Origin of the sequence: Schleiferilactobacillus perolens DSM 12744 (assembly GCF_001435585.1) — a bacterium.
Classification (GTDB): domain Bacteria; phylum Bacillota; class Bacilli; order Lactobacillales; family Lactobacillaceae; genus Schleiferilactobacillus; species Schleiferilactobacillus perolens.
The window spans coordinates 431,880-456,376 of the sequence record NZ_AZEC01000001.1; the positions used below are offsets into that span (position 1 = coordinate 431,880).

31 protein-coding genes are annotated in these 24,497 nt (G+C 48.0%); 22 read left to right on the forward strand and 9 right to left on the reverse strand.

Going from position 1 to position 24,497, the window contains the following annotated elements; genetic code table 11:
- The first annotated feature begins 4 nt into the window (after positions 1-4).
- Positions 5-820 (forward strand): MurR/RpiR family transcriptional regulator, encoded by an 816-nt coding sequence (locus FD09_RS01710; protein ID WP_057817626.1) that lies wholly within the window; start codon positions 5-7, stop codon positions 818-820.
- Between the two features lie 89 nt (positions 821-909).
- On the opposite strand, the gene FD09_RS01715 is transcribed toward FD09_RS01710, so the two are convergent.
- Positions 910-1,752 (reverse strand): MurR/RpiR family transcriptional regulator, encoded by an 843-nt coding sequence (locus tag FD09_RS01715; protein ID WP_057817628.1) that lies wholly within the window; start codon positions 1,750-1,752, stop codon positions 910-912.
- Between the two features lie 177 nt (positions 1,753-1,929).
- Between FD09_RS01715 and FD09_RS01720 the strand changes: the two genes are divergently transcribed.
- The 6 genes from FD09_RS01720 (at position 1,930) to rbsK (ending at position 7,044) form a co-directional block, all read left to right on the forward strand.
- Positions 1,930-3,237, forward strand: coding sequence for a PTS sugar transporter subunit IIC (locus FD09_RS01720; protein ID WP_057817630.1), 1,308 nt, complete (start codon positions 1,930-1,932; stop codon positions 3,235-3,237).
- Between the two features lie 2 nt (positions 3,238-3,239).
- The gene (locus tag FD09_RS01725; protein ID WP_057817632.1) at positions 3,240-4,418 is read left to right on the forward strand and encodes a trans-sulfuration enzyme family protein; all 1,179 of its coding nucleotides are present in this window, start codon (positions 3,240-3,242) and stop codon (positions 4,416-4,418) included.
- Between the two features lie 145 nt (positions 4,419-4,563).
- On the forward strand, positions 4,564-4,980 hold the full coding sequence (locus tag FD09_RS01730; protein ID WP_057817633.1) for an arsenate reductase/protein-tyrosine-phosphatase family protein: 417 nt from the start codon (positions 4,564-4,566) through the stop codon (positions 4,978-4,980).
- A 91-nt stretch (positions 4,981-5,071) separates the two neighbouring features.
- Complete coding sequence (gene arsC, locus FD09_RS01735; RefSeq protein ID WP_057817636.1) at positions 5,072-5,503, forward strand: arsenate reductase (thioredoxin); 432 nt, start codon at positions 5,072-5,074, stop codon at positions 5,501-5,503.
- Complete coding sequence (locus FD09_RS01740; protein WP_057817638.1) at positions 5,496-6,101, forward strand: pentapeptide repeat-containing protein; 606 nt, start codon at positions 5,496-5,498, stop codon at positions 6,099-6,101. The genes arsC and FD09_RS01740 overlap by 8 nt, the downstream gene beginning before the upstream one ends.
- Before the next feature lie 22 nt (positions 6,102-6,123).
- Complete coding sequence (rbsK, locus tag FD09_RS01745; RefSeq protein WP_157053655.1) at positions 6,124-7,044, forward strand: ribokinase; 921 nt, start codon at positions 6,124-6,126, stop codon at positions 7,042-7,044.
- Positions 7,045-7,097: 53 nt separating this feature from the next.
- Here rbsK and FD09_RS01750 read toward each other — a convergent pair whose 3' ends face one another.
- Together FD09_RS01750 and FD09_RS01755 are read right to left on the reverse strand one after the other, a co-directional pair.
- On the reverse strand, positions 7,098-7,820 hold the full coding sequence (locus FD09_RS01750) for an SDR family NAD(P)-dependent oxidoreductase (protein ID WP_057817642.1): 723 nt from the start codon (positions 7,818-7,820) through the stop codon (positions 7,098-7,100).
- A 27-nt stretch (positions 7,821-7,847) separates the two neighbouring features.
- Positions 7,848-8,780, reverse strand: a complete 933-nt coding sequence (locus tag FD09_RS01755; protein WP_057817644.1) for a nucleoside hydrolase — start codon at positions 8,778-8,780, stop codon at positions 7,848-7,850.
- 206 nt (positions 8,781-8,986) lie between these two features.
- Between FD09_RS01755 and FD09_RS01760 the strand changes: the two genes are divergently transcribed.
- Positions 8,987-9,178, forward strand: a complete 192-nt coding sequence (locus tag FD09_RS01760) for a hypothetical protein (RefSeq protein ID WP_057817646.1) — start codon at positions 8,987-8,989, stop codon at positions 9,176-9,178.
- A complete protein-coding gene (locus FD09_RS16885; RefSeq protein WP_268873276.1) occupies positions 9,175-9,300 on the forward strand; it encodes a hypothetical protein in 126 nt (41 codons plus the stop codon). The genes FD09_RS01760 and FD09_RS16885 overlap by 4 nt, the downstream gene beginning before the upstream one ends.
- Positions 9,301-9,523: 223 nt before the next feature.
- Here the strand turns inward: FD09_RS16885 and FD09_RS01765 are convergent, their stop codons facing one another.
- From FD09_RS01765 to FD09_RS01775, 3 genes are all read right to left on the reverse strand, one after another.
- The gene (locus FD09_RS01765; protein ID WP_057817647.1) at positions 9,524-9,820 is read right to left on the reverse strand and encodes a hypothetical protein; all 297 of its coding nucleotides are present in this window, start codon (positions 9,818-9,820) and stop codon (positions 9,524-9,526) included.
- Between the two features lie 128 nt (positions 9,821-9,948).
- Positions 9,949-11,475: a PTS transporter subunit EIIC gene (locus FD09_RS01770; protein WP_057817649.1), complete on the reverse strand. Its 1,527-nt coding sequence runs from the start codon at positions 11,473-11,475 to the stop codon at positions 9,949-9,951.
- Positions 11,468-12,181 (reverse strand): N-acetylmannosamine-6-phosphate 2-epimerase, encoded by a 714-nt coding sequence (locus FD09_RS01775; protein WP_057817651.1) that lies wholly within the window; start codon positions 12,179-12,181, stop codon positions 11,468-11,470. Before FD09_RS01775 ends, FD09_RS01770 begins: the two co-directional genes overlap by 8 nt.
- Positions 12,182-12,325: 144 nt before the next feature.
- Between FD09_RS01775 and FD09_RS01780 the strand changes: the two genes are divergently transcribed.
- The 10 genes from FD09_RS01780 (at position 12,326) to pepI (ending at position 19,422) form a co-directional block, all read left to right on the forward strand.
- Entirely contained in the window at positions 12,326-13,141 is an 816-nt protein-coding gene (locus FD09_RS01780) for a MurR/RpiR family transcriptional regulator (protein ID WP_057817653.1), read from the forward strand.
- The gene (locus tag FD09_RS01785) at positions 13,138-14,316 is read left to right on the forward strand and encodes a winged helix DNA-binding domain-containing protein (protein WP_235812186.1); all 1,179 of its coding nucleotides are present in this window, start codon (positions 13,138-13,140) and stop codon (positions 14,314-14,316) included. The genes FD09_RS01780 and FD09_RS01785 overlap by 4 nt, the downstream gene beginning before the upstream one ends.
- A gap of 15 nt (positions 14,317-14,331) precedes the next feature.
- The gene (gene rlmH / locus FD09_RS01790; RefSeq protein ID WP_057817657.1) at positions 14,332-14,811 is read left to right on the forward strand and encodes a 23S rRNA (pseudouridine(1915)-N(3))-methyltransferase RlmH; all 480 of its coding nucleotides are present in this window, start codon (positions 14,332-14,334) and stop codon (positions 14,809-14,811) included.
- Positions 14,812-14,845: 34 nt separating this feature from the next.
- Entirely contained in the window at positions 14,846-15,346 is a 501-nt protein-coding gene (locus FD09_RS01795) for an HIT family protein (RefSeq protein WP_057817659.1), read from the forward strand.
- A 242-nt stretch (positions 15,347-15,588) separates the two neighbouring features.
- On the forward strand, positions 15,589-15,795 hold the full coding sequence (locus tag FD09_RS01800) for a helix-turn-helix transcriptional regulator (RefSeq protein ID WP_057817661.1): 207 nt from the start codon (positions 15,589-15,591) through the stop codon (positions 15,793-15,795).
- A gap of 3 nt (positions 15,796-15,798) precedes the next feature.
- Positions 15,799-16,260 carry a DUF2178 domain-containing protein gene (locus tag FD09_RS01805; protein ID WP_057817664.1) on the forward strand — a complete coding sequence of 154 codons (462 nt, stop codon included), beginning with the start codon at positions 15,799-15,801 and terminating at the stop codon, positions 16,258-16,260.
- Between the two features lie 80 nt (positions 16,261-16,340).
- Entirely contained in the window at positions 16,341-16,940 is a 600-nt protein-coding gene (locus FD09_RS01810) for a type IV toxin-antitoxin system AbiEi family antitoxin domain-containing protein (protein WP_057817666.1), read from the forward strand.
- Positions 16,941-17,094: 154 nt separating this feature from the next.
- Positions 17,095-17,541: a helix-turn-helix transcriptional regulator gene (locus tag FD09_RS01815; RefSeq protein ID WP_057817668.1), complete on the forward strand. Its 447-nt coding sequence runs from the start codon at positions 17,095-17,097 to the stop codon at positions 17,539-17,541.
- Between the two features lie 451 nt (positions 17,542-17,992).
- Positions 17,993-18,421 carry an RNHCP domain-containing protein gene (locus FD09_RS01825; RefSeq protein ID WP_057817672.1) on the forward strand — a complete coding sequence of 143 codons (429 nt, stop codon included), beginning with the start codon at positions 17,993-17,995 and terminating at the stop codon, positions 18,419-18,421.
- Between the two features lie 122 nt (positions 18,422-18,543).
- Positions 18,544-19,422: a proline iminopeptidase gene (gene pepI / locus FD09_RS01830; RefSeq protein ID WP_057817675.1), complete on the forward strand. Its 879-nt coding sequence runs from the start codon at positions 18,544-18,546 to the stop codon at positions 19,420-19,422.
- Here pepI and FD09_RS01835 read toward each other — a convergent pair.
- Complete coding sequence (locus FD09_RS01835) at positions 19,406-19,993, reverse strand: TetR/AcrR family transcriptional regulator (protein WP_057817677.1); 588 nt, start codon at positions 19,991-19,993, stop codon at positions 19,406-19,408. The two genes, pepI and FD09_RS01835, sit on opposite strands and share 17 nt — an antisense overlap.
- Before the next feature lie 98 nt (positions 19,994-20,091).
- Here FD09_RS01835 and FD09_RS01840 point away from each other — a divergent pair, with 98 nt between their 5' ends.
- The 3 genes from FD09_RS01840 (at position 20,092) to FD09_RS01850 (ending at position 21,849) form a co-directional block, all read left to right on the forward strand.
- Complete coding sequence (locus FD09_RS01840; RefSeq protein WP_057817679.1) at positions 20,092-21,111, forward strand: zinc-dependent alcohol dehydrogenase; 1,020 nt, start codon at positions 20,092-20,094, stop codon at positions 21,109-21,111.
- A 139-nt stretch (positions 21,112-21,250) separates the two neighbouring features.
- Positions 21,251-21,565, forward strand: a complete 315-nt coding sequence (locus FD09_RS01845) for a helix-turn-helix transcriptional regulator (protein WP_057817680.1) — start codon at positions 21,251-21,253, stop codon at positions 21,563-21,565.
- Positions 21,562-21,849 (forward strand): CobD/CbiB family protein, encoded by a 288-nt coding sequence (locus tag FD09_RS01850; RefSeq protein ID WP_057817682.1) that lies wholly within the window; start codon positions 21,562-21,564, stop codon positions 21,847-21,849. The genes FD09_RS01845 and FD09_RS01850 overlap by 4 nt, the downstream gene beginning before the upstream one ends.
- 60 nt (positions 21,850-21,909) lie before the next feature.
- Here FD09_RS01850 and FD09_RS01855 read toward each other — a convergent pair whose 3' ends face one another.
- Positions 21,910-23,070, reverse strand: coding sequence for an ROK family transcriptional regulator (locus FD09_RS01855; RefSeq protein ID WP_057817684.1), 1,161 nt, complete (start codon positions 23,068-23,070; stop codon positions 21,910-21,912).
- A gap of 49 nt (positions 23,071-23,119) precedes the next feature.
- Positions 23,120-24,490 carry an alpha-L-fucosidase gene (locus tag FD09_RS01860; RefSeq protein WP_083487430.1) on the reverse strand — a complete coding sequence of 457 codons (1,371 nt, stop codon included), beginning with the start codon at positions 24,488-24,490 and terminating at the stop codon, positions 23,120-23,122.
- Between the last annotated feature and the right edge of the window lie 7 nt (positions 24,491-24,497).

Genomic DNA, 24,497 nt, shown 5'->3' on the forward strand with positions numbered 1-24,497 from the left:
AGAAATGAACGTGCTAGCGACAATCAATGGGCTCTTTCCATCGCTGACTAAATCGGAACAGAAAGTAGCGCAGTATGTGGAAGTGAATGCTGATGAAGTGGTCCATCTTTCGATCGGTGATTTGTCGCAGAAGGCAGGTGTGGCAGACACCACGGTGATTCGGTTTTGCCGCAAGTTGAAGTTCCGTGGTTACCAAGACTTCAAGGTGGCATTGACTAGAGACCTGGCAATCAGTCAGGAACGGGTCAAAGCCGCCAATGATGGTGAAACGTATCCAGTCGTAGCGGAATATTTGGACTATTTGAAACAAGCCAATGCCCAGATCGATTTAACGAATGTGGATCAAGCTGCCAAAATGATTGATCAGGCTGGTCGAGTCTTTTTATTAGCGGCAGGTTTTTCAGGCATTGTGGGGCGGTATTTCCGGGAACGAATGAAACGGCTGGGGAAAGTCGTGGTATTCGACGGGGATACGCACTTGCAAACCATCGATCTGGCTAGCATCCAACCCCATGATCTGGTGATCGCAATTTCGCAAACTGGTAATACGGTGGACGTGGTACGCAATATCCAACTGGCGGGTAAATTAAAGGCACCTGTCATCAGTATCACTAACTATTTGGATTCCGAAATTTCAAGTATGAGTGATTTAACTTTGGTCGCACCACCCGGCCACGGCAAAGATAGTTCTGAATTACCGCCGGTCATGGGGCAACTGGTCATTATTGATTTAATCTGTCAACATATCCGTGACCAAAACCCTGAGCGTGCGAAAGAAATGCGGGACCGGATTAACTCAGTTTTGATTGAGGGCTTGTAAAAAGGAATATTGAAATAACAAAAACTGTGGTGAGCCGGACAATAGTCCGCACCACAGTTTTTTGTTGCGTTTTGAAGACTAGGATCACATCAAAAATGGGATACTGGGGTCGTCTTGAGTATTTGAAAATTGTGTTCAAAGTCGTGGTTAAAGAGACAAGCATAAAGTGTGTTGAGAACATACTCGATGGCCAATTGTGACGAGAAGTCTGAGACTTTGTGCTGCGAGGTTTCTTTACGCGGAATTTGTAGCACTTCAGTCGCATAAATTGCTAGAGGACTTTCGGCATCCGCAGTGATGGCAATGATTGGCGTGTTATTGCGGCGAAAATGTTTAGCATCGTTGACGATTTCTGCGGTCTTACCGCTGGCTGAAATCATCAGAGCGGCATCCTCCGAGGCCGAGTTGGCTGCAAGATAAAATTGCTCGGCCTGTAAGTTGATCAGCCGAACATAATGTTGAATCCGCAAAACCTTCAGTTGAAAATCGGTGAGCCGGATATAGTTGCTGCTGACGCCGATCCCATAAATTTGTTTGGCATTCAAGAGTAATTCCGTCACTCTTTGCAATTGTTTTAAGGACAACAATCCCTGCGTCTCAGTGATTGTTTCTTTCGTGAGTTGCGCAATCTTTTGGGACACCATTAATGGATCATCAACTGGCAAGAATGGCATATTCGCATCAATCTCGGACAAAGAATTTAATCCTTGTGCATAATCACGGGACAAACCAACCTTGAATTCGCGAAAGCCAGAAGTGCCGCAGCGCTTGCATAAACGGACAACGGCTGAAGTAGACGTATGGGTGTTTTGAGCCAAGGTATAAATGGACATTTCTAACACGGCATCCAGATTTTTCAAAATATATTCGGCGATGACCTGCTCGTTATAGGTTAACTTCGTGTTCGTTTTTAATTGGTGAATCAGGTTCATGAGTTGGTTCTCCTTCACACGTTTTATTTGTCCTTAATAATGACACTTTGTGTTGCGCCTATTCGCTGGCACTCAACTTTTACCGACACATTGTGCCAAAGAGACGAGAAACCCTGTCAATCCGTATTGTAAGCGCTAATATAATTGTTGACAAGAGAAAGAAAGAAGGAAAAACCAATGAATAGCATGACCAGTTGGGTCGAAAAGGCCATTGTTCCCAAGGTTTCAAAGTTCACCAATTTGCGATACTTTCAAGCTTTGCGGGCCGGCTTCTTCGCTATCATGCCGTTGACAATTATTGGATCAATATTTATGTTGATCACCGATTTCCCAGTGCCAGGGTATGCTTCTTTTATGGCGGGAATCTTCGGTAAGGATTGGGCCAATTATATTTCTCCCGCATATCGGGCGACATTTAACATGATGGGATTCATGTTTGCTGGAACGATGTCATATAAATTGGCTGAGAATTACAAACTGGATAAACTGACTTCCATGGTCCTTGGGTTGGTCGCCTACGTGATCGTTTTGCCAAAGACAGTGAGGTCTGCCAAGGGAGAAATCGTATCGAACGTTTTATCCTTTGATTGGACCGGTACGCAAGGTGTTATCACAGCCATTATTATGTCCATTATCACTGTTGAAATCATTCGATTCTGTGTCAAGCGTAACCTCACGATAAAGATGCCCCAGAGTGTTCCCGATATGGTGAGTAAAGCATTCAGTGCGCTGATTCCAGGCTTCCTGATTGCCTTAGTAGGATTAATTATTAGCGGTGTGGGGATGGCCATTTCTGGTTCTTTCCCGCAATTGATTTATTCACTGGTGCAAGTACCGATTCAAGGTGTCATCGGAGCACCGTTCGCAATTATCATTGTGGCCGGGCTAAACGGACTCCTTTGGTGGTTCGGTATTCATCCAACAGTCATTAACTCGATGCTCTACCCAATTCTGTATGCCAATGCCGATAAGAATCAGGCGTTGTATGAAGCAGGTAAGTTAACATCACATTCTGGGAATTTTGGTACTGTGCAGATGTTGGATCAATTTGCAACGATCGGCGGTGCCGGGTGTACGATCGGCTTGGCCATTACAATGGTCATCGTGGCCCATTCCTCACGGATGAAAGCCATGTCCAAAATTGCAGTCATTCCGTCGTTCTTCAATATTAACGAGCCGATGATATTTGGTTTGCCAGTCATCTTTAATCCATTGATGCTAATACCAGTTACCATTGCACCAATCGTATCGGTTTTACTGGCATTCTTATCCATGTCGATTGGATTTATGCCAATGTTTCGTAGCATTCAGGCACCTTGGGCCACGCCGTTTCTGTTTTCGGGGTTTCTCGTGTCCGGATGGCAAGGTGCAGTGACTCAGTGTGCGGCCGTGGCGGCGTGTGTCGCCATCTATTACCCATTTGTGAAGGCACTGGACAATGAATATACGAAGGAAGAACAAGGTCAAGAAGGGACAGAATACTAATCATGAAAGCAGAGAATTACGCCGACATTGTCACTGAAGTGGATAAAGAACAAGCCGAGCCATTTGTACCGATGGCGCCGGAGATTGTCCAAACGTCATCTTTTTATTTCGCGACATACGAACAATTCATGGCAGATAGTGCAGATGAAAAGAACCATTTTGTTTATACGCGGGGTTCAAATCCGACGATTCGTTCTTTGGAAGACAAGTTGGCATGGCTTGAAGGCGGCGAGAAGTGTAAGGTGTTTGCATCTGGGATGGGGGCCATTTCATCGACTCTTTTCACTCTTTTACGTGCCGGCGATCATATTTTGATGGTGAACACGATTTATGGTGAAGCAGTGTCTTTTGCCAAGTATTTGGCCAAGTTCGGCGTGGTACTCGACAAAATTGATGTGGGTAATACGGATGAGATTGAAGCACATATCACTGAGCAGACCAAGATGATCTATTTTGAGAGTCCATCATCGCAGAAATTTGAGATGCTTGATTTAGAAAAGATTGCCGCCATGGCGAAAACCAAGAAGATTTATACGGTGATTGATGGCACTTGGGCATCACCTTTGTTCCAACACCCCTTGGACCATGGTATTGATATCGTGATTCATTCATTATCCAAATATATTGGCGGTCACTCAGATTTGGTCGGTGGTGCAGTCATTGGCAAGACTAACTTGGTGGACAATATCTTTGCCAACGGTCATCAGGCGTTAGGGGCCGTGATCAGTCCCTTTGATGCCTGGCTGGCCATTCGAGGAATCCGGACATTGCCGGTGCGCATGGCCTATGTCGATAAAGCCATCCGTACTGTATTGGATCAATTGAAAAATGATCCGCGCATTGCAAAAATTGACCATCCATACTGTGGTGATGCAGAGCAGCAACGCTTGGCATCCAAATATTTGAGCGGGTACGGTTCACTGTTTGGGATGGACATGGCTGATGAAGACTTCGATAAATTGAAAGTGTTCGTGGATAGCTTGCGCGTGGTGTCCATCGGCGTCAGCTGGGGTGGTTTTGAGAGTCTAGCACTGCCGTCATACAAGGGAAATAACAAGGAAAACTTAGTCGCTCGTGGATTGCCAATTTCCCATATCCGAATGTACGTTGGGCTGGAGGATCCACAAACAATTGTTACGGACATTCACCAGGCAATGGATAAGGCGTACGGTAAGATTTAAACTGAAAAATAATTCGATGAAAGACTGCCAGGACCGTTCTTGGCGGTCTTTTAATTCCCACTTTTGATATTTAATCACCACAATCATTGCTTATACTGCCGTTTCAAGCCATAATGAACGTAATTTAATGGAGGGCTTAAACGGGATGCCGCAACTTTATTTTATTTGCACTGGTAATTCCTGTCGCAGTCAAATGGCCGAGGGGTTTGCCAAGGCTATTTTCGGTGCTGATTGGCGAATTGCCAGCGGTGGTTTAGAAGCACAGGATTTGAATCCTTTGGCTGTTAAAGTAATGGCAGAAAAGGGTATTGATATTTCTAATAATAAATCGACAGTGATTGATCGAGATTATTTGAGTCATTCTGATTTCGTCGTTGCGCTTTCTGACGTGGCTTGGGAGAATTTTCCGCCAGCTCCGCCGAGTGTGCAACGACTTTTTTGGCGGATTCCGGATCCGGCGACCGCGCGGGGGCGTGACGATGCCGAGGTTTTGCCCGTGTATCGGTTAGTGCGCGACGCCATTCAGCGCCGGGTGTTTGCCCTGAAGGCGGCCGTTGGATAGAGCCTTGAAATCCATATTTCCCCACTGTTGTCGGATCTCATCACGGATGTCATAATCAAGGTACATCATAAAACGAAAGGGCTTTACAATTATGCCGCAAATATATTTTCTCTGTACCGGGAATTCCTGTCGCAGTCAAATGGCAGAAGGATTTGCTAAAGCAATATTGGGATCACAATGGCGGGTGGCGAGTGCAGGCATTGAAGCCCATGGCCTGAATCCGTTGGCTGTGCAAGTGATGGCGGAGAAAGGAATTGATATTTCTCACAACCAATCTAAGATGATTGATGACAACTACCTATTCAGTTCTGATTTAGTGGTGACGCTTTGCGGCGATGCGCGGGATCGGTGTCCAATAACGCCGCCACAAATTAAACGGCTGCACTGGCCGCTGGCTGACCCCGCTCAGGCGCAAGGCACAGAAGCACAAAAGCTGACGGTGTTTCGGACGGTGCGCGATGAGATTGAAAAACGCGTCGAGGCATTGGTCCGAGTAGATGAAGGGAGCCGTGTCGATGACTGATAATCTAATCGTAACCGATCAAACCATCAGTCTAGATGATTTGGCGGAGGGTACGACTTATCGCCACTGCACGATCGACTATTCTAATCAGGAGATTAACGTCCAACGGGTGACACTGGATAACTGTACTTTCCGCCAGCACGACTTCTCGAAGAGTGCCTGGTTGGATTGCACTTTTATTGGAATCGATTGGTCGAATTGTCAGTTTGACGGCAGTTATTTTACCGACTGTGTCTTTCAAGATGCCAAGCTGTTAGGTGCCGATATGTACCGTTGCGGCCTGATTAATCTAAAAATGACGGACTGCCTAGCCAATTACGTCAATTTTTCCGAAAGCATTATCAAGGGCATTACTGTGCAAGATTGCCGACTTGTTGAGTCTTATTGGACCGCCATCAAATTCACCCGCAAGATCAGTTTTCACGGATGTGATCTGACCCGAGCAGACTTTGGTGAGACCAAGCTGAAGAGTGTCGATTTCACTTCGTCCGAGTTGAGCGGCTTACGGTTCGATTGGCACTTGGCGTACGGGATGAAGATTTCTCCAGACCAAGCACCGAACTTGGTGGCGATGCTGGGCATTAATGTCGTGTCGTGATAAGGAAGGATGGGATGTCATGATCAATACAGTCACTGTGATCGGGAGTATTAACGTAGATAACATTTTGCACATTCAAGCGCTGCCTAAACCGGGTGAAACCATTGCGATGAGTGGGTATTCAACTGCCGGTGGGGGTAAAGGTGCTAACCAAGCAATCGCAGCGGCCCGGTCCGGTGCTAAGACTGCGTTTATTGGCGCAGTGGGAAACGACGCCAATGGTGAATACATGAAGACCCAGCTTCTTGAGAATGGGATCAACGTTCAAGCGGTCAAAACGACCTCTGAGGCGGCGACTGGTCAGGCGTATATTTTATTGCAGAGTTCTGGACAAAACTCAATCATCATTGACCACGGAGCTAATGCCCAGGTGACAGTGGCCGATGTGGACGCGGTGGCGGCTGCGATTCAGTCATCCACCTTTTTGGTGACAGAATTTGAAACGCCATTGCCCGCGGATGAAGAAGCTTTTCAAATTGCTCGGGCAGCAGGTGTTAAAACCATTTTGAATCCTGCCCCGGCAGTGGCTCAGATTCCAGAGTCGCTGTTGCGGCTGACGGACATTATTGTGCCCAATGAAACAGAGAGCCAAGCGATCACTGGTATTTCGGTCGATGATGAGCCGTCATTGAAGGCGAGTGCTGAATATTATCACAAGTTAGGCGTAGAAACCGTGATTATCACCTTAGGCGATCGGGGAGCTTATGTCGCCAGCGGCAATATTTCAGAACTGGTGCCAGCCTACAAAGTGCAAGCTGTGGACACCACGGCTGCTGGGGATACTTTCATTGGTGCTTTAGCTGCAGAGTTGCGGCCAGACGGCAGTAATCTCTTGGCAGCAGTGCAGTATGCCAGTCGAGCAGCCTCCCTCACGGTTCAAAAACTTGGGGCGTTTCCGTCTATTCCGTTGAGAAAATCAGTGTTGCTTGCCCAGAAAGAATAATAAAAGCCGAGTCAACTTTGCAAGGCTGACTCGGCTTTTATTGTGACCATAATCTACTCTGGAACTTGGGAAAGCACTTTACCATCTGGGCCAATAATTTGGCCATTATGATCTTGCCCATCCAACAAAACATCCACAATCTGCTGGCCGGCTTCCTCAACGGATTGCATAAATTGACCTTGTTGATGGTGATTGATGTCGGTTGACACGCCACCGGGAAATAGGCCAAAGATACTCAATGGTTCCTGATGCTGGATAAAATCAGCGGCCATATTTTGAATCAGCCCGTTCAAGGCATATTTCGACACGCTATAAGCCAACGGATGGTACCACACTGTCGTGGATCCGGGACCGGTTAAATTAGCAATGCGGCCATGATTGGTACGTAAGGTGGGTGCCATTGCCTGAATCACAGCCATGGTGCCTAACAGATTAACTTTTAGTGTGGCCTCTAAATCGGCCGGAGTCGTCGCTAAGGCACGCTTTTCCATGTCTCCGGCAATGCCCGCATTGTTCACGAGCAGCGTCAAATCTGGATGGTGTTGGGCGACGTCATCGCCGGCTTGAGCAATCGAGTCTGGATCATTGAGATCGAGCGCGACTTGATCAAAATGTGCCATATCTAAACCACTTGCGACTAGTTGGTTCGTCGCTTCTGTGGCCTTGTTCAAAGTCCGGGCAGCAATGATCACTTGCCAACCGTGATTGGCTAATTGCCGAGTGATTTCGTAACCGATACCACGGTTGGCACCGGTCACTAGCGCTGTTTGTGTCATACGATCACCTCATTGATTTTTGTTGGACTACTTGTTGGTGGCGGCGATGGCGTTCACCAACCATTGCTCGAACTGTGCCGGATCCACCGCTGTGGCCACGGTGGCGTTGGGAGCATGGTGCAAGCGGCCAGTGAGATCGATCAGCGAAGCACCGGCCGTCAAGGCCCCTTGGGTTTCAATTGCGATGTAGGTATCCACCAAAGTAAACATTTCGGGTTCAACTAGCATGGCAATTGCCAAGGCATCATACATCCGCAGTCCAGTCTCGAAACTGCCGCTGCGGTAGTGAGAAAAGAGACCGTAAAACATATCGCCGACTTTACCAAGATGCTTGATCTTCTCAGAGGTGGCCGGCATCACTTCGGCTTGCAGGCCCACTTCCAGAGGGGCCACTTTTATGGGCACGCCACTCTGGAAAACCATCGCTGCGGCTTCTGGATCACTGACGAAGTTGAATTCGGCTAGGACACCATAATTACCGCGGCCCAACGCACCGCCCATCAAGACAATTTCTGCGATCTTTTCCCGATCGGCGGGATAGAGATGGAGCAGAATCGCGATATCCGTTAATGGGCCGATCCCAATCACCGTCGTCTTCGTGGTGTTGTGGTTAATGACCGCATGCATTGCTGCGACGGCACTTCGGGTGTGGTCTGCGGTGACTGTTGGTGTGGGGAAAGGATACCCTTTCATGCCACTCTTGCCATGAATCACACTGGCATTGATGGTGGGACGCAGCAAAGGTCGATCACTGCCGGGGACTACTGGGACATTTTTTCCTAAAAAGGTGAGTAATTGCAGTGTATTGTGGGTGGTGTTTTCAAGATCCACGTTGCCAGCCAGGGGTGTGATTAGCTGGATATCCAACTGGTCACTGGCGAGTGCCACCGCAATGGCGACGGCATCGTCAATGCCGGGGTCGGTGCTGATGATGGTGGGTTTTGGGGTTTGTGTAGACAAAATGTTGCCTCCTTGTGAGTGGTGTATTGTTACTATTGATAGTATCGCGAATGGTCGGTAATTTATACAGTAGCCGCTCTCAATTGAAAGTGGTTGAGCTCCTCAACGTGACAAAAGTGTTAGCTGAAAGCATTTACACCCAAACGGCGAGAATGCTATATTGGCTGAGCAAAGACACTAAGCAGATAAAAACGGGGAGATGACCAATGAGTAAAGTATTAGGCAGGCGGTGGTTGCGCTTTGTGTTGCCGCTATCGATCATGGTGATCATCGGTTTGATGTTGTGCGATGTACTGATCGGCATCGGGCACGGGGCAATCGCGCTTAACTTCAAGCGGTATGCGGTCATGTTTGTGTTTCTCAATGTGTTGGGGCTCATTTTTAAAGACCGCGAATGAGTCGAAAAAAGCAGCCGCGTCAGTTAGAAGTTCTAGCCGGCACGGCTGCTTTGCTGATTTCAGTAATAATTTACGCAATGGGGAGTGACCAACAAAAAGTGACCACACGGGATCGTCAGTAATGATGCAGCCTCTGATTATTAGGGCCTTTAAATGAGAAAATACTGGTTCAGATGTCCCAAAAATGGATGTGGATGTGAAATGTAATAAACAACACATGTGACTTAATCCAAATGACCTTGTACCGAAAATTAAAATCGCGATAATATTAAGTGTGATTGTGAATCGGTGGCCACGGTTTCACAATATTCCCTCTCTGCTGACGTTCGACGTGGTCGCCTATGCTCAATCTCCCAATCTCCCAATCAACCAACCTTCCTCCCAGAAGGACTCAACCACCAAAATATCCCAGTTTTGGTGGCTTTTTTCGGCTCTTTCGGTTGATATATTCAATTTGAATGGCCCAACCTTTTTGACCATGTTTTTCGACAACCCACCAAATGTAATAAATAACAAAAGTGACTTAACATTCATCGTATTGAATATTGTCGCCTGGCTGAGCATAATAATAAGTGTAAGGAATCCGATCATGGTTAATGTCCCCCATACGTTGGCTAGGTGACGGTTTCCTTTTTCCCCCATGTTTCCACCCCCCCGTGGAACATACTCGCCGGCCTTGGCCGGTGTTTTTTTGGATTAAAAGAGAATATGCAAACGAAAAAAACGTCCTCGGTGAGAAAACCGGGGACGTTTTTATTCGCGCGGAGTGATTAATCTGTACCAAGAATCTGATTGATTTCTTGACTGTAAAGATCCGATTTACCCCCGAAGACGGCTTGGATCCCGCCACTCACATCAACTACGGCGATTGCGCCGAGCTTTTTCATCGAGTTTTTGTCTACCGTGGCATTGTTCTTCACGGCGACACGTAATCGCGTGGCGCATGCTTCGACAGATTCGATGTTCGCTTGACCACCTAATGCCGCAATAATGGCCATGGCTTGGCCGGCTAGACCGTTATCACCGGTCGGCGTTTTGGCAATGTCGGCATCAGCACTGGCGGGTACGGTGGCGGCTTCTTCGTCATTGAACATGCCGGGGATGGCCACCTTGAAGTGTTTGATACAGAAAGTGAAGACGAAGTAGTAGACGAAGGCCCACGCTACACCGAAGGGCAGGACATACATCCAGTGGGTTTTATCTTGGCCTTGTAACACTCCGAAGAGCAAGTAATCGATCAGCCCGCCAGAGAATGAGTTACCAATGCGGACATTCATGATATCGGCGAAGAAGAAAGACAGACCGTCCAGAAATGCGTGGATGACATACAGCCATGGCGCAACGAACAGGAAAGTGTATTCCAAGGGTTCTGTGATCCCCGTTAGGAATGAGGTTAAGGCACCGCTGAAATACAGGCCCCCGTTCTTTTTACGATTGGCCTTTGGAATGGCTCGGTACATTGCGAACGCAGCCGCAGGTAAACCGAACATCATCGTGGCGAACCGGCCAGCGAAGAAGCGGGTCCCGTACGTGAAAAGACCTGTGTGATGCGGATCAGCCAACTGGGCAAAGAAGATGTTTTGCGCACCGCTGATGGTATGGCCAGCGACCACTGCGGTACCGCCCAGTGAGGTGTACCAAAACATCGGATAGATGGTGTGATGTAAACCGACAGCACCCGTCAACCGTAATAGGAAACCATAGAAAAAAGTCCCGATGCTGCCCCAAGTGGCAATGGTTTTCCCGGCCTCAACCAGGGCGCCTTGAATCGGGGGCCAAATGATATAGAAGATACTACCCAGAACAATAGCAGCTAACGAAGAAATAATGGGAATGAACCGGGATCCGCCAAAGAATCCCAGGAATTGCGGCAGTTCAATTTTTCGATAATGGTTGTGGAGATAAGCCACAACGCCACCGACGACAATGGAACCTAACACCCCAGTGTCAATGGTGGCCCCTTTGGTGGAGAACATTTGGAGCAGACCGCTGATGGTGGCGGTGTAAACCAAGTAGGCCACACCACCGGCTAAGCCAGCGGTTCCTTTATCGCCGTTGGCCAACCCCACGGCGATCCCGATGGCGAAGATCAAGGCAATGTTCGTAAAGACCGCACTGCCGGCGAAATTCATGATTTTCAGAATGGTTTGCAACCAACCTTGATTGAGAAATGGATAGGCCTGCAGAGCACCCGCATTGGTTAATGCCCCGCCCAGACCGAGCAAGAGTCCGGCAACCGGTAAGATGGCAATCGGCAGCATGAATGCGCGGCCTAATTGCGAAAACTTCTTAAACATGTGTGACACCCTCCTCAATGTGTAAGGCTTGAATAAAGCGAGCGGCAATTTCTTTCGGTCGGGTAATCGCGCCGCCCACGACAATTCCCTTTGGTCCAATGGCCTGCACTTGCACAGCTTGTTCTGGTGAATGAATTCGTCCTTCAGCAATCACGTCGATATCTTGCTCGACTAAGTGCTGAATCAGGTCAAGATCTGGTCCATCCAGTTGCGGACTTTCGGCGGTATAGCCGCTCAGCGTCGTCCCCACGAAATCAATACCGGCCTGCCAAGCATTGACGCCTTCTTCTTCGTTTGAGATATCAGCCATGAATAATTGATCCGGGTACTTGGCTTTGATGGCGGCGATGAATTCATTGATTGTCAGCCCGTCATGACGGGGGCGCAGAGTGCAATCCAGTGCAATGACGGCCACGTGACAGGCGGCGAGTTCATCGATTTCTTGCATTGTGGCGGTGATGAATGGCTTTTCTGGCGGATAATCGCGTTTGATAATGCCGATAATTGGTAAATCTACCGTGTGCTGGATCTCTTTGATATCCCGCACTGAATTAGCGCGGATGCCGACTGCACCGGCTTCGGCGGCCGCTTTGGCCATCAGCGGCATAATGCCGCCAGTGGGTGTGTACAGCGGCTCACCAGGTAGGGCCTGACAAGAGACAATGAGACCGTCGTGAATTTGTTGGATAAACTGTTCTTTCTGCAATAGGATTTCCTCCATTTCTTGATGTATTGGATAATTCCTCCAAACACAATATAACACCGCTTGACTATCCTGTAAACGGTTAATTGGAGAAATTCTCCAATTATTTTTGGTATAATGTGAAGAGCAAACGAAGGGTGGCCGATTATGGACAGCACGCAATTGATCCGGGAAAAATATGATGAGTTGACGAAGTCGGAGAAACGGGTGGCAGACTTTGTCCTGTCTGCGGGCGAAAAGATCATGTATAGCACGATGAGCGATTTGAAGGCGGCCACTAAAGTAGGGGACGCGACGATCATCCGGTTTTGTCAAAAACTTGGTTATTCTGGTTTTTCTGATTTTAAGATCGCCGTCGCGAAGGAGAATTTCTCCAAAACGGAGTTGCACGAGGAATCCACGCTTTATGACGACATGGCCAACCATCTCAGTGATGCACTGCGGGCGACGGCCAAATTGATCAAGAAGGATAATCTGCGGACGGCTGTCAAACTAATGACGGATGCCAAGTCGATCTACCTATTTGGGGTCGGCAGCAGTGGGGAGGCCTCCTTGGCTTTTGAATCGATTTTATTGCGGGCAGGCGTCCGAGCCGTGGCCGTGCCTGATCCGCATTTTCAGGCCCAGATTGCATCGTTGCTTACCGCCGATGATTTGGTCTTCGGGTTTTCACTGTCGGGCCGTACTAAGGATACATACGATTCCTTGCATATCGCCCAAACGAACGGCGCTAAGATTGTGGCTATTACCAATAACCCGCTCACACCAATCGGCAAATTGGGTGACGTGGTGCTGCAGACAGCAATTGAGGAATTCTTGAATGGCGGCTCTGTGGCGGGCCGGGTGTCCCAGCTCTATATCTGTGATGTGCTGACCCATGAATACGAGATCACCAACCATATCGATGCCGTGTCATTGCGGGAAAAAGTGCTGCGGGCGATTATTGATAAGAGCATCGATTGAGAAAGGACGGTGGATCAGCCATGGTCAACGGTGATATGATCCGGGATTTCAGGGTACACGTGCACCATTTGGCTGAAAGAGTATCGCGTTCCCGATTGTTTGATATCGTGGGAACGATTGGCATGCAAAACTCCCCGCCTGGTGCCTGGGAGCAGGCAGTTTTCAATCGAGTGCGCGGGGTGACTGCAGCAGAGTTGCGTCACGTGTTGGAAGAAGGAAACGCGTTGTGTCAGGCGTGGAGCTTTCGGGGCGCACCGGTGGTATTTCCGTCTCGGGATAGCAATGTTTTCTTGGATGCCTTGATCGCTGAAAAAGGCGAGGAGCCTTGGATCTATACGGCTGGGTTAGTACCGTCTTTGGATAAACTGGGTTTGGATTATGCTACTTTGCTGGCGTTGGTGGTAGATGCGACGGGTGGTGTTCTACAACCGGGAGTAACGGTGGTTGGCAAGACCCAGTTGGATACGCTAGTCGCCAAACAGGTGGAAGAACAATTACCGGTGACTCAGATTGCGGCTTGGCAGAATCCATCACCCTATGGAGCTAACCAAACCCTCGGTCAAGCTGCCGTATCCTTTATGCTGCGGCCAGCGAGTTTTCTGGGTCAGGTGGCATTTGGGCCTCGCCGCGGGCAAACGCCGACCTTTATCCATCCGACGCTCCCACCAGCAGTGGACGGAGCCCGTGAATTGGTCCGGCGGTTTGTCCACGCATATGGGCCCACCAATCGCCAAGAATTCACGAAATGGTTGGGCAGTTCCACGGCCCAAGGGAAACGACTGTGGCGGCTGATTAAACAAGAAGTGACCCAGGTGAATGGTGGCGTGATGCTGACGGAGGATCTTCCGGCACTAACGGAGCTGCACAGTCTTGGCGGTGTTCGGTTATTGGGTCCCCACGATCCTTTTCTTGATGCAAACGGCCGGGACTTGTTGCTGGCGGATAAACAGAAACAGCGTCAGGTTTGGCGAACGGTGGGTAATCCGGGGGCGGTGCTTAATCAGGGGCAAATCGTTGGCAGCTGGCGGCAACAGCGTAAGCAACGAGATAAGCTGACGATCACAGTAACGCCTTTTTCACCATTCAGTTCTGAGCTGAAAAAAGAAATTGCCGCAGAGGCCCAGGACTATGCTGATTTTCTGCGAGTCACGGACCACGAACTCACGTATAATTAATGCGAGGTGAAGTTGTTGAACATCAAAGTGATCGGCGTCGGTAAATTGAAAGAGAAGTATTTCAAGGCGGGCATTCAGGAGTACAAGAAGCGGCTGGACAAGCTGGCGAAAGTCAACATCGTGGAAGTGGCGGATGAAAAGGCACCGGAATCATTGTCTGAGGCGGAAATGGCCCAGGTGAAGGAAAAAGAAGGTAGCCGAATTCTGGGTAAGATTAAAGACAAAGAGTATGTCGTTGCCTTGGCTATTGAAGGCAAACAGCGCAGTTCTGAGGCGTTTGCCAAAGAAATTGCGGATCTGGGGACGTATGGCCACCCGGACATTACGTTTGTGATCGGCGGTTCCTTGGGGTTAAGCCCGGAAGTGATGAAGCGGGCAAATGATACGCTGAGTTTTGGTAAACTAACCATGCCTCATCAGTTGATGCGCTTGGTGTTGATGGAGCAGATTTATCGGGCGTTTATGATCAATATTGGGAGTCCGTACCATAAGTAACTAAGCGTGTGTGCCATTCAAGGAGGGAAATTACGTGACCAAGCATTGTTTAATCTGTGACCGTATCAAGTTGATCCAAGATAACAAGAATCCGTATTTTGTCCGTGAGTTGAACACTGGCTATGTGGTGCTGGGCGACAGCCAATACTTCGAAGGTTACACTTTGTTTTTGGAAAAACATCATGTGACGGAACTTCATCAGCTGGCGCCGGCTGAAAAACTGGCTTTTCTTGAAGAAATGAGTCTGGTGCAAGAGGCGTGCGCCAAAGCGTTTCACGCGGATAAGATGAATATTGAACTGCTGGGTAATGGTGATGCCCACGTGCATTGGCACCTGTTTCCACGGCATAATGGCGACACAGCTCAGCCGGGACCGGTTTGGTGGACACCGATGGACGTGATGTTTAGTGATGACGTGGTGAAGGATATGCCGCGGTTGAACCGGTTAAAGACGGCATTGAGTGCGGCGCTGGATGAGGTGTTGAAAGTACGCGCGACCGAGGATGGAGTGAAGAACCTCAACCAGGGAGATTAAGATACCAATCAAAATTGCACTCATTAATCGGGATGGCGCAGTCGGCGGCGACGAGTCGTGGATTTTCGCCCTTGTTTCCGAAATTTTAAAACAGCAGCCAGATCATGGGTAGTAATCCAATCCGTGATCTGGCTGCTGTTTTTCGGTCGGGAAAATATTTCTTAATGTGCAGTTGACTTCACGTTTAAAGTGGGAGATAATCAATGTGAAGCATACTTCACGTTTAGAAAGAGTGAATGCCAATGAAAGTCGTCAATCGGGTTGCTGAAGTCCGGCGTGCCCAGGGACTGACCCAGGCGGAACTGGCCGACCGCGTCGGGGTGACCCGCCGGACGATCATTTCGCTGGAAAAGGGAAACTATACGCCGTCGTTGACACTGGGATTGATGTTAGCGGACGCTTTGGCACTGCCAGTACAGGAAATCTTTGCGTTGGTAAAGGAGAGATAAGCCATGAAGAAGATCGTGATTGAGCAGGTCGGGAATATTGGCATTATGCTGCTGTTCACCGCCGCCACCATTGATATGATCAACAGAAGCTACTTTGGTGCCAACGGAATTCGTTTGGAGTACGGATGGATCAGTAATGTATTTGTTGTGTGGCTCATGGGATTTCTGATTATCCGGCATTTACTAGCCCGCAAAGATCGGTCATTTAATCCAGATGCGGGCGAATTTAGTGCCGCTGACGAACGGGAAGAACGTATTGCCGATCGGTCTGTCCGAATGACATACCGGTTCCTAGTGACTGGTGTGATGGTGAGCCTGCTGATTATCAGCGGTTTAGGCATCGTGAACGGAATGGACACCCGGCTGCTGGCCAAAATTAGTGTACTGATTTTGGGCGTGTTGGTTTCCATTGGATTTGTCGTCTATACGATTTGCTGGATGTACTTTGACCGGCGTATGGGGTGAACCGTCAGGAGGTGTAGCCCCTTTTACTTACTGAAACGTAATTGAAGCGATATACTAACCCACGTGGTAGGAGGTAGTATATGAGTCAAATTAATGTCAACCTGGCGAACCTAATGGACGATTACACCTCATTTACGTTTGGTACTGCTAAGCAATACAATGTCAGTTCCTATCAGTTAGAGAAAGGCATTTTCCAAGGCATTTTAACGAAACCGAGCGCAGGGACGTATGTTGTCGCAGGCTATTTAGAAGACGAGATGAGTATCATTTCCCAACGTTTCTCACGGGTGGTGTTTTCACAGGAGTCGGCCCTTGTTTTCTATGATTTAAGTGATGAGATGCCGTGGCGATATACGATGACGTTTCCGAAGGGTTATCATGCAGCGCCTGGCACTTTGGAAGACAGTTATATTCAAGCACAATACCGCACCGGTCGTTACTATTCAGCAGGAATCACGACACAGTTAACGCCCGACAAGAATAAAATCTCAATTTATTCTGTTGAACGATCACTGCTAGATGCCTGGAATTCTCCGGATACCCAGCCCTATATCAAGAACGATGCGGCAAAACGATATATGGAACGACGAGACAGAGATTACCAAGAACTTTTGACCCTCGAAAGAGAGCTGTATCCGAAATCGACTCTTTCCAAAGTTTTGGAGGTTATTGCCCAATGACGGCCAATCAGATGCGCGATAAAATCAATCGGTTTGCAATAATTTGAATTCCAGTACAATCGAGTGCAACCACTAGTTGACACTTTGCCCGTTTGAGTTGGTAGCCACCACCGCATATTTCTCCGATAATAGTCAATGTCAGGAGGGGTTAGCGATGGAATTTGCAGAACAACTGCGTGATCAGCGCCGAAAAGCGGGCCTTTCTCAAGAAGAGGTGGCCGAAAAGGTTGGGGTGACTCGGCAGACTGTCTCTAAGTGGGAAACCGGCCAAGCGGTACCGGAACTGTTTAAAGGAAAGATACTAGCAGATCTGTTTGGCCTCACGTATGATCAATTGTTGGGCCATGACATCACCATGAACGATCCAGATTGGGAACAGGCCTCGGATCAAATTGATTGGACCAGTGCTTGGGCTAAGAAATATCCAATTCTTCAGGATTACCAGCACATGACCAAGGCGAGAATGTTGAGTCAGGAAGTCTCTGATTTATATGATCGGGTGAAAAAAGAGTTGGGTCTGAGCGAATTAGATGCGTTCCTAGTCGTGAAGGACATGGTGTATCAACGGTATCGTACTCGTAAACGACCGGCGGGAAAGTGAAGTTGCCGCTCAGGCTAGGTTGACAGAGAATACAGAGGCATGCTAAGATTTGAGCATCTTAATAAGCGAGCGAGGTATGTTTGTGTCGGCCATTGCGTAAGGAATCATTTGTGATACAAAGAGATTTTGATGGATGCTCTTTGTGTACCCAAATGCCCTACGGAATGGAACGGCGGATGCAAACATTCGCAGTCTCTTTTGTGGCGGAGTGGGAAACTGCGCTTTTTTTCGTACAGAGGGCGGAGCCGACCGGTTAGAAGCGGCGCAGCCCGTTTCTTTTTCGGGGGACATCTGGGTACATCAGGCTGTGACAAGAAAGGACCAAAAACTTCTATGTTTAATAATTTAGCATCGGCGATTGTGCGCTAACCGGAGGGTTTGTGCACAGCACCATTTTGCAAAAACCTTCCTAACTGGAGTCAGTAATGGATTAATTAGGAGGGTACAATTCGTGAATCGAGAAAACAAACGAAAACAATACGCTAAAGGATATTACAAAACACACGCTAATCATGACAGCTTTACCTGCAAAGTCTGCGGGCGGCCAGTCATGCCCAACGGTGCTGGGACCGACCAGCGCAACCATTGTCCCAACTGCCTAAGCAGCTTACACGTGGACATTGAGCCTGGTGATCGCCAAGCTAATTGCGGCGGCATTATGGACCCTGTCGCAGTATGGGTCCGCAAAGGCGGCGAATGGGCGATCATTCATCGCTGCCGGCGGTGTGGAGAATTGTCATCGAATCGCATTGCAGCGGACGACAATCCCATGAAACTCATGTCCATCGCCATGAAGCCAGTGGCTGATCCACCATTCCCATTGGATAAAATTGAAGAGATGACCGCATTAATGGCGGGCGATGGCCAGTTGAAGTTCTGATTGGTCTCCATCGCTACACGAAACGTCCGGCAGATAAAAACTGTCGGCGTTTTTGCGTACTTCCGATAAGTAGTACAATCAGCTCTAAGCACCATAATTCTTTGTCAGAAGGACTGTTGCATTTGAAAATCCAAGAAGGCTATATGCCATTCCATGAATACAAGACCTATTACCGGATCGTCGGCGAACCCAATCCAGATAAGGCGCCACTGTTGCTGATCCATGGTGGCCCCGGGTCATCACACAACTATTTTGAACTCATTGATGACTATGCCAATACCGGCCGTCAGTTGATTATGTATGACCAAGTTGGCTGTGGGAAATCGTCTTTACCAGAAGATCCAGCCGTGTACGTCAAAGAAACGTGGGCTGAAGAATTGATTGCACTGCGCAAGTACCTACACTTGGATGAAGTGCACATGCTGGGGCAGTCTTGGGGCGGCATGTTGGAAATGTATTACCTGACCAGTTTCGATCCTAAAGGCATCAAGAGTGTCATGATCGATGGTTCACCGTCGTCCATTAAGTTGTGGATTAAAGAGCAGCATCGGCTGATTTCTTACTTGAGCTATGAGGACCGCACGGCAATCGCAGAGGCGGAACGGACGGGCGATTTTGAGAACGTGAAGTATTTGGCGGCTAACGATCGGTATATGGAGCGGTATTGTTGGGATGATCCGGATGAGAATTCACCGGAACCGCTGCGTCGACCGACAAATGGTAAGAGAGCCAGCTTGATCGCTGAAGGGCCTAATGAGTTTACTGAGAATGGCACCATCAGCGACTTCGAAGTCACGGACCAGTTGCACAAAATCCATGTACCTGTGCTGGTGACCAACGGGACCGATGATCTATGCACGCCGTTGATTGCCAAAACGGTGTATGACCATATTCCTGGTGCCAAGTGGCACTTATTTGCGAACAGTCGGCACTTAGCGCTGCTGGATCAGCACGATGAATTCATCCAAGTTTTGGATCAATGGCTCACTGCGCACGACTAGAATAAAGGTTAGCATGAAGCAAATAGGGCAAACTGTTAATGATAATGGTTGCCACCTTATTTGGGGCTAGGTCATAATTGTTTTCTGACCAGCGGCGCAGGATCATGGTGAAGCTTGATTGAAAGGCAACAAAATAATATAGTGCCTCGTCATCCGATATTTCTGGATGACGTTTTTTTACAGGTACGATGAGTAGTCGATATAGCTGATCAAATCCCTCTTGAATGGGAAAATCATTTCGGGTACGCAGGACAATCTGGTAGAACCAGCCATTCTGGCGAATGAATAGGAGGAATTCCTGAAGTGATGTCTGATCCAGGAAAGAGTGGTGCTGAAACTTTGCAGTGTCAGCGAACTCGGATAACAGTTCCTGTCGTTTACTGGCCTGTGTTTGGTCAACTAAATCAAATACGTCTTGATAATGTGCATAGAAAGTTGATCGGTTAATATGCGCAGCGGCGCAAAGCTGACTGACTGTGATTGCCTCCGGCGCTGTGGTTTTGAGTAAGTGAAAAGTAATAGTTTGTAATTGGTGGTGCGTCGCCAACCAATGCCTGTTGTGTTCCGCCATACGACAACCCTCCAAAAATCCAACACTTGTCTGAATATTGATGGCTGACTTTATTTTACCCACCTCGTAAAGTAAAAGCCATAAGGAGTGTGATTGGAATGAAGGCTGCAATCTACAAAGGTAAGAAAAACATTGAGTTAGTGGAGTTACCTACACCACAGGCGGGGGATGATGATGTGGTGATTCAAAATATTTACGCCGGAATTTGCGGTTCGGATGTCGCGGTTTACAATCACGGGACCGAAACTGGACATAAAGTCGGAATCAACCATGAGTTTGGCCATGAAGCAATCAGTCGAGTCGCAGAGGTGGGTAAGAATGTAACAGGTTTTAAGGTGGGAGAGCGTGTCTATCCTTATCCCCTGTATGCACGGGGAGATACTAGTCGGGCCGGTAGCATGGGGGCGTTTTCTGAATACATTCTGATTCCCAATGCGCAACTGAACAAGCAGCTTTATCCTGTGCCGCAGGCGATCGATACTCGGATTGGGGCAATGATTGAGCCCTTTACTGTGGGGACTTGTGCGGCACGTCATGGTGACCCTCACCAGGGCGATCAGGCTATTGTCTATGGTGCAGGAACAATTGGGTTATCCGCGGCTGTCGCATTGACACATTTTGGTGTCAAGCAGGTTGTAGTCGTGGACCAATCGGACTTTAGACTGAATATTGCGCGCCAATTGGGGTTCGAGACAATCAACAATGCTCATGAAGATGTCCGGCAAAAGGGGATTACACTGCTGGGCAGTACCTTTGGAATTCATGGAGAATGCCCAGATGCGGCAATTTTCATCGATGCGGTCGGACGTAATGATATTTTACATGATTTTATCGAGTTTGGACCAATCGACAGCCGCTTTGTTTCAGTGGGAATTAATAACACCAAACCAGATTTCAATTTTTTGGAGCTCACTTATGGATCAAAAAGTGTTGGTGGATCTGGTGGATATCGGCCGGAGGATGTGCATACGGTGATGACGATAATGGCCAGTCAACAATTCAATTTAGCCACAATGATTACCCAAGAAGTGGATCAAGCTCACTTAGAAGAAGGAATCAAGACGGCTACGGATGTTGACCATGCATTGAAGGTACTGGTTAATTATCATATTCAATAAACAATGTTGCAAAAGCTGCCGAGGCAGCTTTTTTGTTACCTGATTTGTAAAAAATTTCCCGGGAAATACTGGCCGCTACATTTTGTTGCTGGTAATCTGATGGGTACCGACTTAAATTTAATTGCGAGGAGTGATGAGAATGACGATCGGTCAACGATTAGCCACTGCGCGACAACATGGCAATCTGACGCAAGACAATGTGGCAGCCAAACTGCACGTGACCCGCCAAACGGTGTCGAGTTGGGAAAATGAACGGACTTATCCTGATATTACAAGTTTGGTGGCTTTGAGCAGTTTGTATCAACTATCTTTAGACGACTTGATTCGAGAGGATGCGGACATGGTGAAAGCATGGCAAGGTAAAGAGGCCGCGTTGCGCGACGCGGCAATTATGATGCGGGTATCGTTATTATTGGATGTGGGTTTTTGCTGTTTCTCTTGGCGCACGAAATGAAGGTACCAGGATTCGCGACTAGCCACGGCGTCGGTTTGTTAATTGTCCTGATGACCCTGACGAATGCATTGGCCATGCCGCGAATCGGCCGATATTATCGTGTTTTGCGGGGTACCACTGCAAAAAGAAATGTTTGGAGAGGTGTAATCCTAGTTGTTGGTCTCGTGGCAGTGACCGGTCTATTGGGCTGGACTCAGTACTCAAATTCATCCGTGGTGCTGGCTGTCGGCTATGCGGTAGCGATGGTGGTACTATTCTCACCACGTCAGCGGCAAGACCAGTAATGTAAAAAAGCACCATTCATCAATGAACAGTGCTTTGGCTAGTAGATGCAACGGTACTCGCTACGACAACAGGTGCTTAAAAGTAAGTGGTTCCTCGCCAGTATTCAGCAATTCGCGCAGAATTACTGAGCAACCACCCAGCAAGGTGCATTGACGGACATCGGATACAAGATCTATCTGAATTGGACTGCTTGCGTGCTTGGGGATATTGTTTTGAATTTTGATCAATAATTCAGGAAGCGCCTGTATCAGGCGAGAATTCAGAGCAATTCGTTCTGGGCCGATTGTCATTGTGACATTGTAGATGACATTAGCGATGTAGTAGCAGAAGTCATTGAGGATTCCAGTAATCAAAGAATCCGGTCTGCGATACCAACTCACCAATCGCTCCAAATCAAAGTTCTTCCAGCCTGTTCTTTCACGGACAATCTGAAGTATGGCTGTTTCAGAACAGATACTCTCGATTGTTCTCAGTTGTCCGCGGCTGCTGAGACTATGATCATATACGACACTTTGGCCAATTTCGCCAGCTTCACCATGATTGCCAGTACGCAAGCGACCGTCGATGATAATGCCAGCACCAATCCCTTGGTGGATGCTGATACATATCAGGTCTTTGGATCGTTGATGGTTATCAAAATCACGGACATAGATTGCTGATAGGTTGGCTTCATTTTCAATTTTTACCGGGACGTGAAGGGTGGTATTCAGTTGCGTGGCGACATCAACTTTTTTAAAATCAAGAAACGGTGAAAAAACGACTTGATTTTGATCAACAATACCATGAACGGCGACGGCGACTCCTCGCAAAGGAACTCCCTTTGGAGCATCTGCATCTTGTGCATGTGCAATCATTATTTGCATTCGTTTTTGAATATCGTGGTCTGGTTCTGCGTATTCGGTCACGGAAAATACACTGGCATCAATCCGGCTCATCATGCGATATACGACATCTTCACCCAACTCATATATGACAACATACCCAAAATCGACATTGAGCTGCAAGTTTGTCGGACGGCGACCGCCGCTACTTGTGCTTTCGCCAGGACCAAGCTCTGTGACAAAACCCTGATTAATCAGTTTGTCGACAATTTCGGACACCGAGGGCTTGTTTAGTCCGAGGTTGCGGGATATTTGGCTTCGCGAAATAGTGCCATTAGCAATAATTTGCCGGATTACTTTTTGCTCATTCATCTGTCGGATGGGATTCGTTTTGTCCATGACGTTTTCGACTCACTTTTTCTAAGTTTAATCGGCTAAGCGATGACTTCTAGGAGCTTTTCACCTCTGCTTTGATTAATTTCATCCCTGGAAAGAGGGCATGGCTGAAAGATCCTGGAAGATGGATACAACCGTCAACAATCCCTGGCGAAATATTTGATTGTCCTAACGAGACTACCTTTTTGATGGGTGCGATGGGCAGTTGATGCAGATCAATACGATCTTGACGTTCTTTCATGGGAAAAAGATAGTAGGCATCCGCTTTTTCAGTAATGGCACAGCCAAGCTTTTCTGTGGCTTGGATAATTTCTGGAGAACATGCGCGTGTTCCGTAAATTCCGTCACCATTGAGTGATAGCCAGCCACCCAGATCGTGCAGTGCTTTTTTAGCCGGTGTAGGAATTAACCCCTGTGCAGTTGGGCCAACACCGAATACGACATTCCCGCCTAGTGTGACTATTTTTAGCAAATCGCTAATGATTTGTTTAGTGGATTTATATTGATCATGGGGAATATAACCCCAATTTCTAGCCAGTGGAATGTTGCTTTCCCATGGAATCGTAGGTCGGGTAGCTAGGGTGGGAATTTGTCGTTCTGGTGTCACGTAATTTTCGAATCTGCCACCAACGGTTCGATCGACTACCAGCATTTGTGGTTGTCGTGAGCGAACTTGATCCATGAGCTCAGCTAAGTGGAGTGGCTCCTGCGGATCTTTTACCCAACCGGCGTCCAACCATAGCATCGCCAGGGGACCGTATTGGGTGGTGATTTCCTGCAATTGTTGGTGAACGAAATGAACGTAACGTGTCCACTTCTCTGGCTCTTCTCTAATATCATACCCCACTGTGCGACCATAGTGTGTTTTTGGTGACGGCCAGTAATTTTCACTGTACCAATCGGCCTTAGAATAATACGCACCAACCGCAATGTTCGCCTGACGCATGGCTTTGGTAAAAGCACCAAAGACATCCTCATAACGGTCATTGTGGTACGGGTAGTGTGGGTTGGTGATTTTGTAGTTACTTGCATTGGTATCGTACATATTGAACCCATCGTGATGTTTCGTTGTGAAAATAGCATATGTAATGCCTGCTTGGCGAAACAATTCAGCCCAATGGTAGGGATCGTAATGGGTCGGGCTGAATTGGTTTGCTAGTTTCCAGTAATCCCTTTGTAATTGCGCCATATTTGAACGAAAGGCAGTTGGTTGGCGCGCCCACTGATCTTGGGCTGACAACTGCCAAGATTCCACGATGCCAGCCTGCGCATATAACCCCCAGTGGATTAAGAGACCGACCTTTTGATCTTGAAACCACGATAAAGACTTTTTTAATGCATGAAACTCTGGATATGGCTCGTAGTCTTCTAAGGACCAATTATGGTTTTTCTGCTCTTCAATGTCTTTTCGCATATTAATCATTCACCGC